The organism is Arcanobacterium hippocoleae (assembly GCF_031456295.1).
GTDB classification, from domain to species: Bacteria; Actinomycetota; Actinomycetes; order Actinomycetales; family Actinomycetaceae; genus Arcanobacterium_A; species Arcanobacterium_A hippocoleae.
In genome coordinates this window covers 869,185-886,567 of the sequence record NZ_JAVDUJ010000001.1, presented here as the reverse complement: position 1 = coordinate 886,567, position 17,383 = coordinate 869,185, and the positions used below count along the sequence as shown (strand labels likewise).

The 17,383-nt window shown below is 47.6% G+C and carries 7 protein-coding genes and 2 rRNA genes; 8 read left to right on the top strand and 1 reads right to left on the bottom strand.

What is annotated here, in order from left to right; translation table 11 throughout:
- The first annotated feature begins 148 nt into the window (after positions 1–148).
- The 4 genes from J2S36_RS03725 to J2S36_RS03710 all read left to right on the top strand — a co-directional run bounded on the left by J2S36_RS03725 (position 149) and on the right by J2S36_RS03710 (position 10,432).
- Positions 149–3,234, top strand: a 23S ribosomal RNA gene (locus J2S36_RS03725).
- A gap of 162 nt (positions 3,235–3,396) precedes the next feature.
- Positions 3,397–3,514, top strand: a 5S ribosomal RNA gene (gene rrf, locus J2S36_RS03720).
- Positions 3,515–3,837: 323 nt separating this feature from the next.
- The gene (locus tag J2S36_RS03715) at positions 3,838–8,838 is read left to right on the top strand and encodes a S8 family serine peptidase (protein ID WP_309955699.1); all 5,001 of its coding nucleotides are present in this window, start codon (positions 3,838–3,840) and stop codon (positions 8,836–8,838) included.
- A gap of 235 nt (positions 8,839–9,073) precedes the next feature.
- Positions 9,074–10,432 carry an MFS transporter gene (locus J2S36_RS03710; protein WP_309955696.1) on the top strand — a complete coding sequence of 453 codons (1,359 nt, stop codon included), beginning with the start codon at positions 9,074–9,076 and terminating at the stop codon, positions 10,430–10,432.
- A gap of 2 nt (positions 10,433–10,434) precedes the next feature.
- Here the strand turns inward: J2S36_RS03710 and J2S36_RS03705 are convergent, their stop codons facing one another.
- The gene (locus tag J2S36_RS03705) at positions 10,435–11,439 is read right to left on the bottom strand and encodes a LacI family DNA-binding transcriptional regulator (RefSeq protein WP_309955694.1); all 1,005 of its coding nucleotides are present in this window, start codon (positions 11,437–11,439) and stop codon (positions 10,435–10,437) included.
- A 69-nt stretch (positions 11,440–11,508) separates the two neighbouring features.
- On the opposite strand from J2S36_RS03705, the gene J2S36_RS03700 reads away from it, so the two are divergent.
- The 4 genes from J2S36_RS03700 to J2S36_RS03685 all read left to right on the top strand — a co-directional run bounded on the left by J2S36_RS03700 (position 11,509) and on the right by J2S36_RS03685 (position 17,271).
- On the top strand, positions 11,509–12,954 hold the full coding sequence (locus tag J2S36_RS03700; protein WP_309955692.1) for a sulfatase-like hydrolase/transferase: 1,446 nt from the start codon (positions 11,509–11,511) through the stop codon (positions 12,952–12,954).
- A gap of 114 nt (positions 12,955–13,068) precedes the next feature.
- On the top strand, positions 13,069–13,806 hold the full coding sequence (locus J2S36_RS03695; protein ID WP_309955690.1) for a class I SAM-dependent methyltransferase: 738 nt from the start codon (positions 13,069–13,071) through the stop codon (positions 13,804–13,806).
- 133 nt (positions 13,807–13,939) lie between these two features.
- Positions 13,940–15,772 (top strand): dihydroxy-acid dehydratase, encoded by a 1,833-nt coding sequence (gene ilvD, locus J2S36_RS03690; RefSeq protein ID WP_309955689.1) that lies wholly within the window; start codon positions 13,940–13,942, stop codon positions 15,770–15,772.
- A 170-nt stretch (positions 15,773–15,942) separates the two neighbouring features.
- The gene (locus tag J2S36_RS03685) at positions 15,943–17,271 is read left to right on the top strand and encodes a threonine/serine exporter family protein (protein ID WP_309955687.1); all 1,329 of its coding nucleotides are present in this window, start codon (positions 15,943–15,945) and stop codon (positions 17,269–17,271) included.
- Positions 17,272–17,383 lie beyond the last annotated feature (112 nt).

Here is a 17,383-nt window from a genome sequence, read left to right as displayed (position 1 = left end):
GGCATGCTGTTGGGTTTCGGGGTAACACCTGGTTTGACTGCTTGGGCTGATGGATGCTTTTTTGGTGTTTGTTGGTTTGGTGTTGGTTTGGTGGTTGAGAATTGTATAGTGGACGCGAGCATCTTTGGTTTTTAATCAATTTGTTTTGTTGTAAGTGTTTAAGGGCGTTCGGTGGATGCCTTGGCACGCATGGCCGATGAAGGACGTTGTAGCCTGCGATATGCCTCGGGGAGTTGGCAAACGAGCTGTGATCCGAGGATTTCCGAATGGGGGAACCTGGCTGGGGTTATGCCCAGTTACCGGCATCTGAATGTATAGGGTGTTTGGGGGTAACGCAGGGAAGTGAAACATCTTAGTACCTGCAGGAAAAGATATTGCGTGAGTAGTGGCGAGCGAAAGCGTAGGAGGCTAAACCGGGTGTGTGTGATAGCATCGGGCGTTGCACATTCGGGGTTGTGGGACCGTCTTGGACCTTCCGATAAGGGTCTGGCGAGTGATAAAATCAGGGCATAGATGAAAAGGTTGGGAAGCCTTACCGTAGTGGGTGATAGTCCCGTAGTTGAAATGTTTTGGTCTTGTTGGCGTGTTTTCCCAAGTAGCACGGGACTCGTGAAATTTCGTGTGAATCTGCAAAGACCACTTTGTAAGCCTAAATACTGTGCGTGACCGATAGTGGATTAGTACCGTGAGGGAATGGTGAAAAGTACCCCGGGAGGGGAGTGAAATAGTACCTGAAACCGGACGCTTACAATCCGTCAGAGCCTTCTTTGTGGGGGTGATGGCGTGCCTTTTGAAGAATGAGCCTGAGAGTTAGTGGCATGTAGCGAGGTTAACCCGTGTGGGGGAGTCGTAGCGAAAGCGAGTTTTAAAAAGCGTTTAGTTGCATGTTCTAGACCCGAAGCGGGGTGATCTACCCATGGCCAGTGTGAAGCACGTGTAAGAGCGTGTGGAGGCGCGAACCCACTTCAGTTGAAAATGGAGGGGATGAGCTGTGGGTAGGGGTGAAAGGCCAATCAAACTCCGTGATAGCTGGTTCTCCCCGAAATGCATTTAGGTGCAGCGTTGCGTGTTGCTTGCCGGAGGTAGAGCTACTGGATGGCTGATGGCCCTTATCGGGGTACTGAGGTCAGCCAAACTCCGAATGCCGGTTTAAGTTAGCGTGGCAGTGAGACTGCGGGGGATAAGCTCCGTAGTCGAGAGGGAAACAGCCCAGATCATCGGTTAAGGCCCCTAAGCGTGTGCTAAGTGGGAAAGGATGTGGAGTTGCTGTGACAACCAGGAGGTTGGCTTAGAAGCAGCCATCCTTGAAAGAGTGCGTAATAGCTCACTGGTCAAGTGATTCTGCGCCGACAATGTAGCGGGGCTAAGTACACCGCCGAAACCGTGGCAGCAATTTTTTATTGTTGGGTAGGGGAGCGTCGTGCATGAGGTGAAGCAGTCGTGTGAACGGTTGTGGATTGTGTGCGAGTGAGAATTCAGGCATGAGTAACGAATGAAGGGTGAGAATCCCTTCCGCCGTATGACCAAGGGTTCCAGGGCCAGGTTGTTCCGCCCTGGGTTAGTCGGGTCCTAAGGCGAGGCCGACAGGCGTAGTCGATGGGCAACCAGTTGTTATTCTGGTACCGGCGAAGAACCGTCCGTGCTGAAGCTTGTGATACTAACCATCCAATCCTGGCTTTCTTCCTTTTGGGTTGAGAGTTTTGGTGCGCGTGGGAACTGATCTTGTGGTAGGCAAGCGTGTTAACAGGGGTGACGCACAGTGGTAGCTTCCGCGTGGCTTATGGCTTGCCACGTTTAACAGCGCAGCCCGTTTCTTAGGTAAATCCGGGAGACTTTGTGGGTGAGGCTGGATGATGACCGCATTTTTTGTGGGAAGTAGGGTGATCCTGTGGTGCCAAGAAAAGCCTCGACGTTAGGTTCTAGCCGCCCGTACCCTAAACCGACACAGGTGGTCGAGTAGAGTATACTAAGGCGTTCGAGTGAATCGTGGTTAAGGAACTCGGCAAAATACCTCCGTAACTTTGGAAGAAGGAGGACCGGATACTTGAAGCTCTTTTACGGGCTAGGGTTGATGGTGGCACAAACCAGGGAGAAGCGACTGTTTATCAAAAACATAGGTCTGTGCGAACACGTAAGTGGATGTATACGGACTGACGCCTGCCCGGTGCTGGAAGGTTAAGAGGACTGGTTAGCCCTTTTTGGGCGAAGCTGAGAATTTAAGCCCCAGTAAACGGCGGTGGTAACTATAACCATCCTAAGGTAGCGAAATTCCTTGTCGGGTAAGTTCCGACCTGCACGAATGGCGTAACGACTTCTCCACTGTCTCAACCGCGAACTCGGTGAAATTGCATTACGAGTAAAGATGCTCGTTACGCGCAGAAGGACGGAAAGACCCCGGGACCTTTACTATAGCTTGGTATTGGTGTTTGGTACGGTTTGTGTAGGATAGGTGGGAGACTTTGAAGCATTAACGCCAGTTAGTGTGGAGTCATTGTTGAAATACCACTCTGATCGTGCTGGATGTCTAACCTTGGACCATGATCTGGTTCAGGGACAGTGCCTGGTGGGTAGTTTAACTGGGGCGGTTGCCTCCTAAAATGTAACGGAGGCGCTCAAAGGTTCCCTCAGCCTGGTTGGCAATCAGGTGTTGAGTGTAAGTGTACAAGGGAGCTTGACTGTGAGACCGACAGGTCGAGCAGGTACGAAAGTAGGAACTAGTGATCCGGCGGTGGCTTGTGGAAGCGCCGTCGCTCAACGGATAAAAGGTACCCCGGGGATAACAGGCTGATCCTGCCCAAGAGTTCATATCGACGGCATGGTTTGGCACCTCGATGTCGGCTCGTCGCATCCTGGGGCTGGAGTAGGTCCCAAGGGTTGGGCTGTTCGCCCATTAAAGCGGCACGCGAGCTGGGTTCAGAACGTCGTGAGACAGTTCGGTCCCTATCCTCTGCGCGCGTATGAGAATTGAGAAGGGCTGTCCCTAGTACGAGAGGACCGGGATGGACAAACCTCTGGTGTGCCAGTTGTACCGCCAGGTGCATGGCTGGTTTGCTACGTTTGGAAAGGATAACCGCTGAAAGCATCTAAGTGGGAAGCCTGCTTCAAGATAAATTCTCGATACACTCTTTCGAGTGTGGAAGGCCCCCTATAGACCATGGGGTTGATAGGCCAGAAGTGGAAGCATGGTAACGTGTGTAGAGCTGACTGGTACTAATGGCCGATCACTTCATTATAAAACGATTAAAAAAATTTCTTTTGCAACGCGTCTACTATACAATTCTGAACCACCAAACAAAGAACACACACACATATATATGTGTTTAGCGTGTATACGTGTGGAGAGTAGTCAGATTTATGACACATATCTAGATATGAGTATGTGTACCCCAAAGTTTTGACGGTGGTCATAGCAGCAGGGAAACGCCCAGTATCCATCCCGAACCTGGAAGCTAAGCCTGCAAGCGCCGATGGTACTGCACCCGCCAGGGTGTGGGAGAGTAGGACACTGCCGTCACCAAAAATTAAATACACAATAGTTTAAAACCCCCACACAAGCCTCCTCCTGAAATACCAGAGAGCACACGTGTGGGGGTTTTAAAAAAAACAACACCCAAAAAAAGATGGGGTTAAAAACCAACAACACAAAAGAATAAAACGGCTTAAAAACCAACAATACAAAACAAAAACAAAAAGAAAAAAAGAAGAGTGAAGAGAGGAAAAATCCTCTCTTATTTTTTTTGTTTTACAGGCTTATTCATCTCAACAACCGGATAAACCACCCACCTACCTGCACTTTCCACCATAATAAAAAAACCGATTGACGAAAGAGCAGATTTTATGAAATTACCACGCATACTTAGTGTAATCACATCAGTTTCGCTTCTTATCGCAGCTATTCCCAATGCGGTAGCAGCACCAGAAGCACCTCCGCTACCGCCAGATAATAATTTTTCAAGTGCGGTATCTGGCGAAAATATTCGTGTACTAGTTACTTTGAAAGACCAACCAAGATTACCCGGTGAATTTGGTTCAGATACTAGTTACGTCCAAAAACAAGCAAATGCATTTGCAAGTAAATATGGATTTCAGGTTGATCGGAAATTTAGTTATCTTGTAAACGCGATTTCCGGATCAATTGCGGCCCAAGAAATTAGCCATTTGAAACTTGATCCAGCTGTTGCCGCTGTTGAAAAACTGCGCATCTACTATCCTTTAATGGAAAGCGCTAGCACTTTGTCTGGCTCACAGAAGGCACGTAAAGATTTTGGTGTAGACGGGGCCGGTACGGTGATTTCAATCATTGATACTGGTGTAGATATTCATCATCAAGATATGCGATTGGATCCAGATGTAGCTCCACGGATCGCTCCGAGCGAAGGCTTTACCCCAAAGGTTCCATACGGCTACAATTTCGCTGACGAAAATAATATCGTGAAAGACACTACAGCTTCGCAGCATGGGATGCATGTAGCTGGTATCGCGGCAGCTAACGGTGGCAAAGAGGCGAATGTTGCGAAAAATTCACGAATGAATGGGATCGCGCCAAACGCACAAATTCTCGCCATGAAAGTGTTCTCAAATGACCCGAATAAAAAAGGCGCGGGTGCTGACGATGTGATGGCAGCAATTGAAGAATCAGTTAAGCGGGGCGCTGACGTAATCAATCTTTCCTTAGGATATCCGAACGGGCACGAAGCGCAGAATATTGGTGAACAGCGCGCGATCGAAAATGCTCGTGCTGCAGGGGTTGAAGTTATTGTCGCTGCAGGAAATGAAGGCCAAAACGGCTCACCCACTGGAGAAAACAATGATGCGCTGGGCATGCTCGATGACGGCACTGTTGCCTCACCATCAACTGGTGTTGGAGCCTGGTCGGTTGCTTCGATCGAAAATCAGCTGATCGTAAATTCGCTCGGTATCGCAAGAAATACTAAAGCTACACACAAGTTCGGCTTTGATTTACAAACCGGCACTGCTGATGGACAAGAACATGAATTAGTTGATGCTGGTGTTGGCAGCTTTAACGATACTTTCGGAAAAGATTTTTCTGGTAAATACGTGCTGATTCAACGTGGCGGAATGCAAGGTGAAAATCCAATCACCTTCAAAGACAAATTTACAAATGCACAAATCGCAAAAGCTGCTGGCGTGATCATCTACAACCATGCTAAAGGCGGTGACGATTTGCCTGGGATGGGCGGAATTGAGAGCTTCAAAATTCCCGGTATCGCAATCGGGCACAGCGATGGCGTGAAATTGAAAGAACTAATTTCGCAAGGGCTTACCAAAATCAAACTCACTGACGCTCATATTTCACGTACTAACCCAAATGCAATGCGTCCATCTGCATTTTCCTCATGGGGATCTGCCCCAGAACTTGGATTCAAACCGGAAATTTCCGGTATTGGCGGAAACGTCTACTCCACAGTCAATGATCATAAATATGCTACAAAATCAGGCACTTCCATGGCTGCTCCGTATGTTGCTGGTGTGAGTGCACTTATGATCGAAAAAAATACGCAAAAATTTCCAAAGCTAAAGCGGAAAGAACTTGTGGCGCGGAATCGGATTGCACTATCAAATACCGCATCGATTCTAAAACATGATGATATTCCGTTTGCACCGCGGCAAATCGGAGCAGGTTTAGTCCAGACGGATGCTGCTCTGCGTACCTCAGTGCTTGCGACTGTTGACGATTCTCCAGTTCTCGCGCTACGGGAAGTAAAAGGCACTCGTGATTTTACCGTCACACTCGAAAACGAAGCCGACCATGAATTCACCTTTACTCCAGGCGCTACCTGTGTAGTGAATGAAAATAATTCACTTACAGAAACTGCAAATACGCATTGTTCAACTAGCGATACGATTGCGGCAGAAGTTTCAGAGATAAAAGTTCCGGCAAAAGGAACTGCAAAGGTAAAATACACGCTGAAAGTCAGTGGCGCAGATCATTGGACACAAGGCTGGGTAACATTCAAGTCAAAAGATCCGCAGCAACCTGATTTGGCACTCCCATATCTCGGTTTTGCAGGAGACTGGAACGCAGAGCGGATCATCGATACCCCACGCTATGCCGGGTTTGATCAGCCAATTCTTGACCGTCTGGAAAAGAACCCAACTATTACTTCGCTCTACACGCAGATCAATCAAGGAGAGTACACTTTTCGCGACGGTGAACAGTTTATTTCGCCTAATGGTGACGGACTTGCCGATGTGATTTATGCGAAAGTAGCGATGTTACGCAACGCAAAAGAAGTCAAAATCACAGTTGTTGATGAGGATAAAAAGCTTGTGCGCGCGATCGGAAAGCAGGACGATGTGGTGCGTCCAACGATTAAAGCGCAACTTGCAGAAATGACGAATGCGATGCAAACGGATTTTTCGTCGATCGTTTTTGACGGGAAAAAGTATGATCAGCGCAAAGCCAGCTTTGAAAATGTGGCTGATGGTAAATATTTCTTCCGCATCGAGGCGAGGATGGGGGCAGAGTATGAACCGCAGATCCTTGATTTGCCATTTGCAATTGATCGTGTAGCGCCGAAAGTTGAAGTACTTTCGATCCAAAAGAATGCTGCAGGAAATTATGAAGTAAAAGTTTCAGCAACGGATAATGCTTCTGGAGTAAATGCAGTACAGGGCAGATTCACTTGGCCGTCAAGTATAATTACGAAAGACGAAACGATGAAGGATAAAACGCCAGCTGACGGCGTGCATACTTTGATCGTGAATGGACCGATTGCGGAAAAGGTCGGCTATTTTGAAATTTACGCATCAGATTTGGCTACGAATGTGGTGCGTAAAACGGTAATGGTCAGTGACCGGGCGCTAATTGTGGAATCTGCAGACACATTAGCACAAATCGGCACGATCAATGCTTCTGCACAGTCGGAGCAAACTGACGAGATTTTAGTGCAGAATGGAAAGCTAGTGCTCACTGGACGGGCTGGTGAAAAGGTGCGGCGAGTGCGTGCGGGTGATGCGCTTACTGATGTGCCAGAAAGTGGTCGTTTTGAGATCCGTCCGTCAGTGATCGAAGGTGAAAATACTGTTGTCGTAGCAGGCTTGGATACTGCCGGGAATGTAGTTGCGAAGCAGAGTTTCACGTTTACATATGACGGCACTGCTCCCCAATTTTCGCTTAGTGAACCAGCAGGATGGCCAAAGGTGTTGGCACGGTCAGTGAACGGAAAAGTGAAGATTAAAGGTAAAGTAACAGATAATCTTTCACCAGTAAGCAATGTGATGATCGACGGCGAAAGTTTCCCGGTAGCTGAAGATGGCAGTTTTAGTGCAGAGATTTCTGTGGCAGACGGCAGCCCAGCAATTATGCTGAGTGCTTTTGATAAAGCTTGGAACAAAGCGGAGGCGATAGTCCGTCTGGAAAATCCAGATCCGCAGGCAGCTCCACTCCAATTGCTGGCGAATCTTGGGTTTGCACAAGCCTTTAATGTTGTTTCAGGGGAAAATGACGCCTTGCAGCAAAAATCGGAAGATGTAGCCGCAAATGGTCTTTATACCTTCATGTATAAAGGCAAATTCAATCGGATGCCGCAGAAATTTATTGTTGCCGGGAATGATGTATCGGTAGCTCCCGACGGTAGTTTTGAAACTGAAATTAGTCTTCGTGAGGGGATTACTGATGTAAATGTGCAGATTATAGATGTGGACGGTGCCGAGATCGCGAATACCCAGATGAAGGTACTGCTTGATTTGCATGCTCCAAATGTAGAATTTACGAAGCCGCAGATCGATGCAGATGGAGCACTTTATTTGCATCATGCTGGAGATGTGGAATTTTCTGGTTCGGTTGCTGATAACGCTTTTGGCTACCAGCTGACGATCAACGGCAATGCTGTGGAACGCTTTTTGAGTTATGAAGATCCAGATCGTGACGCTGGTAAGCGAGATTTCACGCATCTTGTAACGGCTGAAGATGGAGATAAGCTGCTTGTAGTGTTGAAAGACCATTTCGATAATACGTATCTGCGGATGATCCCTGTAGTCGTCGATAATATTGCTCCTGAGGTTACTGTCAGTGGACTTGCTGACGGGGACGTCCGATATTTTGATCCGGAAGCAAACGGAAATGCTGATCTGAATCAAAATGCAGGTGCGGCAGTATCAGCAAAGGTGCAAGTAAAGGATGCGAATTTGCAGCATATTGCGCTCTATGTGGATGGTAAACTTGTCACAACGAAGCAGGTTGCGCTGGTTCCAGCAGCAGGGGCAGTAACGAAGATCTCGGAAGGATTCGGGAAGCGAAAGCCGCCAGCAAATGGCGATAATCGTGGGGATCAAGCGCGGGCAGCTGCTGATTCGGATGCTGATAATGCAGCGGGAAGTGATCTTTCGAGAGCTGCACATGATGCAACTGAAAAGCCGCAGCAGGAGCTAAGTTTCACGCTTACGCAGAATTTTGCGCCCGGTGAGCATCGTATTTTCGTGGAAGCACGCGATAAAGCGGGTAATACGCAAGTTCAGCAGCTAAGTTTTACTGTAAAGCAGTTAAGCGTACCTGAAAAGGAGCAAAAGCCCGGTGCTGGAAGTGGTGAAGTGATCGTGCCTGGAATTGATCAACAGGATTTAGTTCCGTTGCCTGAATCGAAGCCGCAGGGCTGGGATACGTGGATTCCGTCAGTTATTGTGCCGAGTGCCGAGGCGGGCCGGATATCCGAACGCGGTCAGAGCAGACAGCAGGATCTAGCTTCAGCAATGGCAGAGCGGGCGAAAATGATTGCGGCAACTGGCGCGAATACGGCGCTTGTCTTATTCCTTGCAACGCTACTCGTAGTTACAAGTATTACGGTGCGGAGAATCCAAACGAGGATTGAAAAGTGAAACTTTAGTTTCTTAGTTTAATCCAGTAGATGGTCGTCAGATCGGGCAAATGGAGATGTATCAGCAGCCTGTCTGACGGCCATCTGCTTTTAATAGCTTTCTCCTGCGGGTGAAAGTATCGGGGTGAATATCTGAAAAGTGCTCATTGGAAAAGCTTGCAGCAAAAAATTATCACGTGATAACATTTGGTAAATCAACAATGGTTGTTGATGATGTACTCAAAGAGGAGTTCATTATGAAAAGTCCAAATACTCCGCAATCTGAAATTGCGGAAAAGGATGCTCGATTTATTAAGAAACACGCGTCCACGCTGATTGCCTTTGGCGAGTTTATCGACGGCTATGATCTCGCAGTTATTGGTGTTGCGATGGTCTTTCTGTCTTCGTCATTTGCCTTATCGCCGGTAGATAAAGGATTGCTGGTTGCAATCTCATTTCTTGGGACAGCGGTTGGATTGATTGTTTTCGGTGATTTGTCTGATCGAATTGGTCGGAAACGTGTCTTTGCTTTTAATCTCTGGATTTTTATCGTAACTGCGTTATTGGCAGGTGCGATTACGCAGGTGTGGATGCTTTGGGTGCTGCGTTTTCTGATCGGTGTAGCTGTGGGGATGGATTTATCTACATCTGCAGCTTACCTTGCGGAAATTGCACCAAAAGCTCGGCGGGGGCGGGTCACTGGTTCATTGCTCAATATCATGATGGTTGCTGGGGCGCTATTTGCAATTCTTCTTGCAATGTTCCTGTATTGGGCAGTGCCACAAAATCATCATGATTGGATTTGGCGTGGAATGTTTGTGTTCGCCGCAGTACCTGCAGCGATTGTGTTATTTTTGCGAAAGCGTCTGCCAGAATCTCCCCGGTGGTTATTACAAAATGGTCAAACTGAACGCGCTTGGGTGATTATTCGTGCGCTAGGGATTGAAGATGAAATGCGTCAAGCAAAGCCACGGAAAAGTAACCGTGAATACCGAAAGTTGTTTCATGGCGAAGCACGCAGAAGAGTACTGGTCTGTACGGCTTTCTTCATGCTAAATTCAACTGCAGGCCCGGTCGTGTCGTTCCTCGGTCCGGTGATTTTCCAGGAGGCGGGAGTACCGGCTTCCGCTAATTTAACAGTTTCACTATTGGCCAATCTCGTCGCTTTTATTGCACTTTTCATTGGGGCGTATTTTATCGATCGCGTAAATCGTCGTAATCTCGGGATGGTTACCGCCTTGATTCTTACGCTTGCAGCTGCTGCTTTAGGGCTCTTTGGTGCATTGACGAACGTGGTGCTGTTTGCGGCATTTATTGTTTGGAGTTTTACGACATATTTTGGGCCAGGAATGCTTGCGCTGGTTTGGTCCGTCGAAGCTTATCCAACGGAATTGCGCGGATTTGGTGCCGGATTAACACAGTCGATGGCGCGAGTGATGTCTGCGATCGTGTCTTTCCTAGTGCCAATTCTTGTGGCGGAATACGGATATTACGCAATCGCTCCTTTTGCGATCGTCTATTTGCTGATGTTCATTCTGGTCTTAATGAATCCGTGGCTTGCTTCGACTGCAGAAAGCCTTGAAGAGGTATCTGAAGGAAGTTTGTATCAGGAGTAATCTCAACTCTGACTAGTGGAGCGAAGTGGGCGTGCTTTAGTAGGTAGTGTGAAAACCTGGCCGGGGATCAACGGCAGGTTTTCATCTATCTGCTGCAACAGCAGTTCGATAGCTTTTGTGGCAGCTGCAGCTAATGGCCATTCAATAGTGGAAAATGGTTTCGACGGGATCGAATATAAATCAGTAATATCGCCGAAACCGAATACTGGTACGTCAATTTCTGATTTTTTGGAGGTGTGGCTGAAAAAATGGACGATGCCGCTTGCGAGCTGGTCATTACATGCGAATATTAAATCTGGGTTTAGCTTTGTGATGTGTGCTCCTGAATTGAATCCGTCAGCGGGGAGCCAGCCGTCGGCAATCACTAAGTTTGCGTCAGGAAAAACTTCTTGAAATGCGGCTATTCTGCCAGATTGTTCGCCAGGTCCGCTAATGATTAAGGGGTTGGAAATATTCTTTTGCGGAATCAAATCAAGCATTTGTAATACTCCGGGGCGTTCATCAATCACGATCGAGGTCACATCTGGATTATGCGGAATTGGAAGGCCGGTATTGATCCAGACGGAGGGAGTTTCACTTAAGTCGAGGAGCGTTTGAACTGAGCGTATCGCTGATCCATCACGAAGTATTGCGCCGGCTAAATCTACTTCTCGTAATGTATCTTGAACTGTTTCAAGCGGGTCGCCGTTAATTAAGATGGGAAGAATGAAATATCCAGCATTACGTGCCGCGTCAATGGCGCTAGTGAGGAGTTCGTTAAATACAGGAAGACGAAGGGAAATTGGTACTTCGGTAGTGAAGAAAGCGATGATGCGACTTTTTTGATATCGAAAATTTCGAGCCGATGCCCGAGGGATATAGCCAATCTGCTTCGCGGCAGCTTTCACTTTTGCTTCTGTGAGTTTGGAGAAGCCAAGTTCGCGGCCTCTACCGTTCATAATATGCGAAACAGTTGCGAGGGAAACTCCTGCCAGTTTTGCAACATCTGAACGGGTCGCTCGCGGCATCGGCTTAATCCTCTCAGTATTTGAATACACGTTTCTCTTTGATGTTAGACAAGGAAATGAATTACTGCAATGAAGACTAATTTCGTGATAGTGATAACTGATGATCAAGGCCCGTGGGCGATCAGCGAGCATTGGCCTGAGCTGAAAACACCAAATCTTGATTTGCTTGCAGCGGAGTCTGCTGTTTTCAATAACTTTTATTGTGCTTCTCCTGTTTGCTCTCCTGCGCGGGGTTCACTCTTGACCGGTCGGATGCCGTCAGCGCACGGGATTCATGATTGGCTTGTGGGAGGTCGTCATCCTGATGACCGAGAAGCTAATTTTTTGGCAGGCATGATCACATTGCCAGAGGTGCTGAAAGAGAATGGGTATACCTGCGCAATGGTCGGAAAATGGCATGTGGGCACGTCTCGGCAACCGGCCGCAGGCTTCGATTACTGGTATGCACATCGCTATGGGGGTGGGCCTTATTATGATGCGCCGATTTGGAGTGCGGACGGTACAGAAACAACTGAGCCGGAATATTTTACTGACGCAATTGCGCGAGAGGCATGTGCTTTTCTGAAACAACATCAGGAAGGTGAGAATCATGACGAATCTGCTGAGAAACCGTTTTTCCTGCTCGTTAATTTCACTGCACCACATTCTCCTTGGATCGATAATCATCCCAAAGAGTTGCTTGATCTTTATCAAGACACAGATTTTCCTTCGATCCCCCGGGAAGAGCCGCATCCGTGGGCGCTTACATATAACGATTTTCCTGATGCTTTTGCTGATCCAGTGCCAAGTTTGCGCGGATACGCGGCTGCATTGTCTGGTGTTGATCGTGCTGTGGGCGCGATTCGTGAGTGTCTGAGGCAGATAGCTGCGAGTGATAATACAGTGTTTGCGTATATGTCTGATAATGGCTTTAGCTGCGGGCAACATGGTCTGTGGGGGAAAGGAAATGGTACTTATCCGCTCAATTTTTGGGAAAATTCTGTGCGAGTGCCATTTTTTATTCATCTGCCAGGGCAGACGGATCGCATAAATGTGTCCAACCATGTTTCATCATGCAGCTTGTATGAGACGATCTGTGAAATTGCAGGAGTAGCTGCCCCTGCAGATTCACTGCGGGCTGCCAGGTCGATTGCTGATTTGGTGCGCGGTCAGAAAAGGCGTGATGACGAGACTGTAGTAGTTTTTGATGAATATGGTGGCGGGAGGATGATGCGGCAGGGAAATTTGAAGTTTATTGATCGTTATGACGGGCCGCAAGAGTTATATGATTTGGAAAATGATCCTGAAGAACGTTTTAATTTGGCGGAAGAGCCGGAATGGGCAGAAGTGAAGGAGCATCTTGCGCAAATTCTTAGCTCTTGGTTTGCAGCGCACGAAATTGAGGTAAATTCTGCTTATGATCGGAATATTCGGGGCAGAGGGCAAATTCATCCGCCGCGGATGGGTTTTTCTGATGCACGGACGTACATTTGGGAGGAAGTATCACTTGATGGTGATCATACCCATCAGAAGTAGCAAATAGTGCAAGGCAAGTGTGAAATAATTTTTCGCTACCTTTGACTATCTGGATATATTTATCAAAGTAATATTTTGCTGATCCATGAATGTTATTTCGATAGTTGGTTGATAGTGGCAAAGAATCCGTATGAATTGATCACTGACGGCGCGCAAGCATATCTTGATGTACGTCCTGGATACCCCGACGAGCTTGTTGCCGCGCTCGATATTTATCAAGGTGTGAAAGTGGCAGATATTGGTGCTGGTACAGGAAAACTGACAGCACAAATTTGCTCTCGCACTGCGCAAGTATGGGCGGTTGAACCGTCAGCCGAGATGGAAAGCGCATTTTTCCAGGCGCTTCCAGATTTTCCGCGCTCGCGATTCGTTTCTGCAAGGGCGGAAAATACTGGTTTTTCGCGCCGTGAATTTGATATTGTCTCCTACGGGCAGTGCTGGCATTGGCTTGATGCGCCTGCGGCAAGCCGGGAGGCGGCGAGGATCTTGCGAGCAAATGGGAAGATTGCTATTTTCTGCAATCAGCTTAATGTCTCAATCCCGTGGGTTTTGCAATTAACTCGGATCATGCGCTCGGGGGATATCCAAAAAATCTCAAAGCCGCCGCAGCTTACGCGAGATTTTGGGAAACTGCAGCTGAATAGTGTTGATTGGACTGATTATTTGAGTGTGCGTGAAGTAATGCTGCTTGGTACGACGCGTGCATCCTGGATCAAGTCGAATCCGGAAGATCGTGCGCGGATGCAGGATAATCTGCGCTGGTATTTATGTGACGAGCTTGGGTATGGTGAAGCAGAAAAAGTTCCTTTACCGTATCAAACTTATCTCTGGCTGGCGGAAAAGAAATATTAAATTGGTTTGAAACTATATTTTCACCTGAATTTGGTGCAGGATCTGGCGCGCATGTTTCATGTGGTGAAAGGGAAAGAAATTTCCATGGAAGTACCCGCTAAGATAGTGAAAACACGATTTTCAGGAGAGTTTTATGGTTCAGCTGCGATCTGCAACATCTACATCTGGGCGCAATATGGCTGGTGCGCGTGCACTCTGGCGTGCTACTGGAATGAAGTCTGAGGATTTTGGGAAGCCGATTATTGCGGTAGTGAATTCTTTTACACAATTTGTGCCGGGTCACGTACATCTCAAAGAGCTTGGTCAGCTGGTGATCAATGAAATTGAAAAAGCAGGCGGGGTTGGCAAAGAGTTTAATACGATCGCAGTTGATGATGGGATCGCAATGGGGCATGGCGGAATGCTTTATTCGCTTCCGTCACGTGAGTTGATTGCTGATTCTGTAGAATACATGGTCAATGCGCATTGTGCTGATGCGCTCGTGTGTATCTCGAATTGCGATAAGGTCACGCCGGGGATGCTGATGGCTGCGATGCGGTTGAATATCCCGGTAGTTTTCGTCTCAGGTGGCCCAATGGAAGCTGGTAAGCCAGTGCCTGGAGTCCTTGATCACCAAATTGATTTGGTTGATGCAATGGCTATTTCGGCGAATGAGGCGGTAAGTGATACTGATCTTGCGCAGATAGAGCTGAATGCATGCCCCACCTGTGGTTCTTGTTCAGGGATGTTCACTGCTAATTCGATGAATTGTTTGAGTGAAGCGCTTGGCTTATCACTGCCCGGAAATGGTTCTACACTTGCAACGGCAAAACGGCGAAAGCAGCTCTTTCAGGATGCTGGAAAGTTGATCGTTGAATTATGTAGAAAGTATTACGGGGAAGATGATACGTCAGTATTGCCCCGGTCAATTGCCACACGTGCAGCATTCTTGAATGCGATGGCGATGGATATTGCTATGGGTGGTTCGAGCAATACTGTATTGCACACTTTAGCGATTGCTCGTGAAGGCGAAGTAGATTTTACGATGGCTGATATCGATCAAATATCTCGGAAAGTGCCATGTTTGGCAAAAGTGGCTCCGAATAGTACGCAGTATCATATGGAAGATTTTCATCGTGCTGGTGGGATCCCGGCAATTCTGGGTGAGCTTTTTCGTGGCGGATTATTGCAGCGAAATGTGCATGCGATACATGCAAATAGTCTTAGTGAATGGCTGGCAAAATGGGATATTCGGAGTGCAAATCCAAGTGCAGAAGCGCTTGAATTATTCCATGTGGCGCCAGGTGGGGTGCGCACTACACTTCCGTTTTCGCAAGATCGCCGTTGGGAGAGTTTAGATCTTGATCAGAAAGATGGATGTATTCGCAGTGTTGAACATGCCTATACGGCAGACGGTGGACTATGTATGCTATTTGGAAATCTTGCTGAAGATGGAGCGGTAATCAAAACTGCCGGAATTGGTGAGGAACTTTTTCAGTTTTCTGGGCCGGCACGAGTGCTTGATTCGCAAGAACAAGCAATTGAATTTATTCTTGGGAAAAAAGTAAATCATGGTGATGTGATTGTAATCCGGTATGAGGGGCCAAAAGGTGGGCCAGGAATGCAGGAAATGCTTTATCCTACTTCATTCCTGAAAGGTCTTGGATTTGGGAAGAGCTGTGCGTTGATTACAGATGGGCGTTTTTCTGGAGGTACTTCCGGTTTGAGTATTGGGCATATCTCGCCAGAAGCTGCAGCTGGAGGGCTAATTGGGCTTGTTGAAGATGGAGATATAATTTCGATCAACGTGCCTGAGCGGAAACTGGAACTAGAAGTATCAGCGGAGGAAATTGCGCGCCGGCGCGCAGCAAAAGGAGATCTGCCATGGAAACCGGATCGGCAGCGCGAAGTTTCAAAAGCTTTACGAGTGTATGGCGCAATGGCCACCTCGGCAGCATTTGGTGCGGTTCGTGAGGAGCCGAAGTGATCTCTCGGCCAGGCAATGAAGGATGCATCGGTTTTGTGGCGCTGATCTTTGCTGCGGTTGATGAAAGTGAGCCTCATTGCAAAGGTCTTTGTACTTATCCGTAGTGTTTTTATTTGCTATAAACTCTTGACCGGTAAAAACAGTTTCCAGTTGCAGAAAGAATGCAAAAGATGGATAAACATGAAGTTGAAGTAGTTGCACAAAGGCGCGAATCCTTACGTGAAAAATCGCAAGTATTGCTTTTGCTGGGCACAATATTACTTAATTGCGGAGCAGGAGCGTATCGCGTAAAGTCAGCGATGGCGCGTGCAGCAAAAGCACTCGGGCTCACAAAACATGAATCACAAGTGTCGCTATATGCAATTACGACGATGTCGTGGCAGGGCGAGGAATCGTGTTCTGGATTTGCAGAGCAACGTTATATTGGAATTAACTCGCATAAGCTTGATCGTGTGGCGCATCTGGTATCCACGCTTGAAGAAAATATTACTGCGAGAGAGCTGCGGGCGCGTTTGCAGGATCTTGCGAGCCATGATCGGCATTACACGCTCTGGCAGACGGTATGGGCTTCAGCTATTGCCTGTGCCGGCTTCTGTTTTCTCAATAACGGGCGTGTAATTGAATGTAGTCTCGTTTTTTTGGCTGCTGGTATTGGGCAGCTGGTGCGTAAATTACTGCTGCAACGGCATGCTGCGCACTTCTTAGTGTGGGTAATTTGTGGTATTGCTTCAACGATTCTTTATGTAGCTGGACTCGCCATTATTGTATCTGCTGGTCTGGGTGAATTTGGCGCACATGAATACGGTATTATTTCATCAGTATTGTATTTGATTCCGGGTTTTCCGCTGACTACAGCAATGCTTGATTTTGTGCGTGGTGATTTCCAATCGGCAATTAACCGTTTCGCTTATTGCATTATGGTGCTTGGTTCTGCTGGGCTGTCAATTTGGTTTGTTGCACATATCTTTTCATGGAATGTGAATGGTGTTTCTCCAGAGCCATTGAGTTTGCCTTTAATGTATTTGCTTCGTATTTTAACGTCCTTCGTTGCGGCATATGGATTCGCGGTACTCTTTAATGCCACGTGGAAAGTTTGCCTTGCTGCAGCGACCGTAGGCGCTTTCGCTAACGCCGGGCGGATCTTCCTGCAAGAGTTTGCAAATGTGCCATGGCATGTAGCGGTTGGGTTTGCCGCTTTTGTAATTGGAATAATTGCCACTTTCATTGCCTGGAATACTGCGCATTCGCGTGTTTCGCTTTCAGTGCCTGCTGTTGTGATCATGATTCCGGGTGTTCCTTTTTATCGTGGGCTCGTGGCAATCAACGAAGGGGCAATCAACTATGCTCTGCAAAATATCTTTGAAGTATTCTTTGTTGTAATGGCAATTGGGATGGGGCTTGCCTTTTCACGAGTATTGCTTGACGAAGGCTGGCGGAAGGATAAAGATACTTCACAGTTACCACAAGAATTACACCGGACGCGCTCCGATAGCGTATAAGTTTCCAGCCGTTGCGCTCAGCTGGTTGGAAGTTTGGGGCGCAAGATTAGCTGATTTTGGCAGCATAAAATTGTGGCTTTGCACTTGATGAATTAAATGTGCAAAGCCACAA

What these genes read in the sequence shown, in the direction of transcription:
- J2S36_RS03715 (WP_309955699.1), top strand. Translation starts at nt 3,838, where the DNA reads ATGAAATTACCACGCATACTTAGTGTAATCACATCAGTTTCGCTTCTT.
- J2S36_RS03710 (WP_309955696.1), top strand. Translation starts at nt 9,074, where the DNA reads ATGAAAAGTCCAAATACTCCGCAATCTGAAATTGCGGAAAAGGATGCT.
- J2S36_RS03705 (WP_309955694.1), bottom strand. Translation starts at nt 11,439, where the DNA reads ATGCCGCGAGCGACCCGTTCAGATGTTGCAAAACTGGCAGGAGTTTCC.
- J2S36_RS03700 (WP_309955692.1), top strand. Translation starts at nt 11,509, where the DNA reads ATGAAGACTAATTTCGTGATAGTGATAACTGATGATCAAGGCCCGTGG.
- ilvD (WP_309955689.1), top strand. Translation starts at nt 13,940, where the DNA reads ATGGTTCAGCTGCGATCTGCAACATCTACATCTGGGCGCAATATGGCT.
- J2S36_RS03685 (WP_309955687.1), top strand. Translation starts at nt 15,943, where the DNA reads ATGGATAAACATGAAGTTGAAGTAGTTGCACAAAGGCGCGAATCCTTA.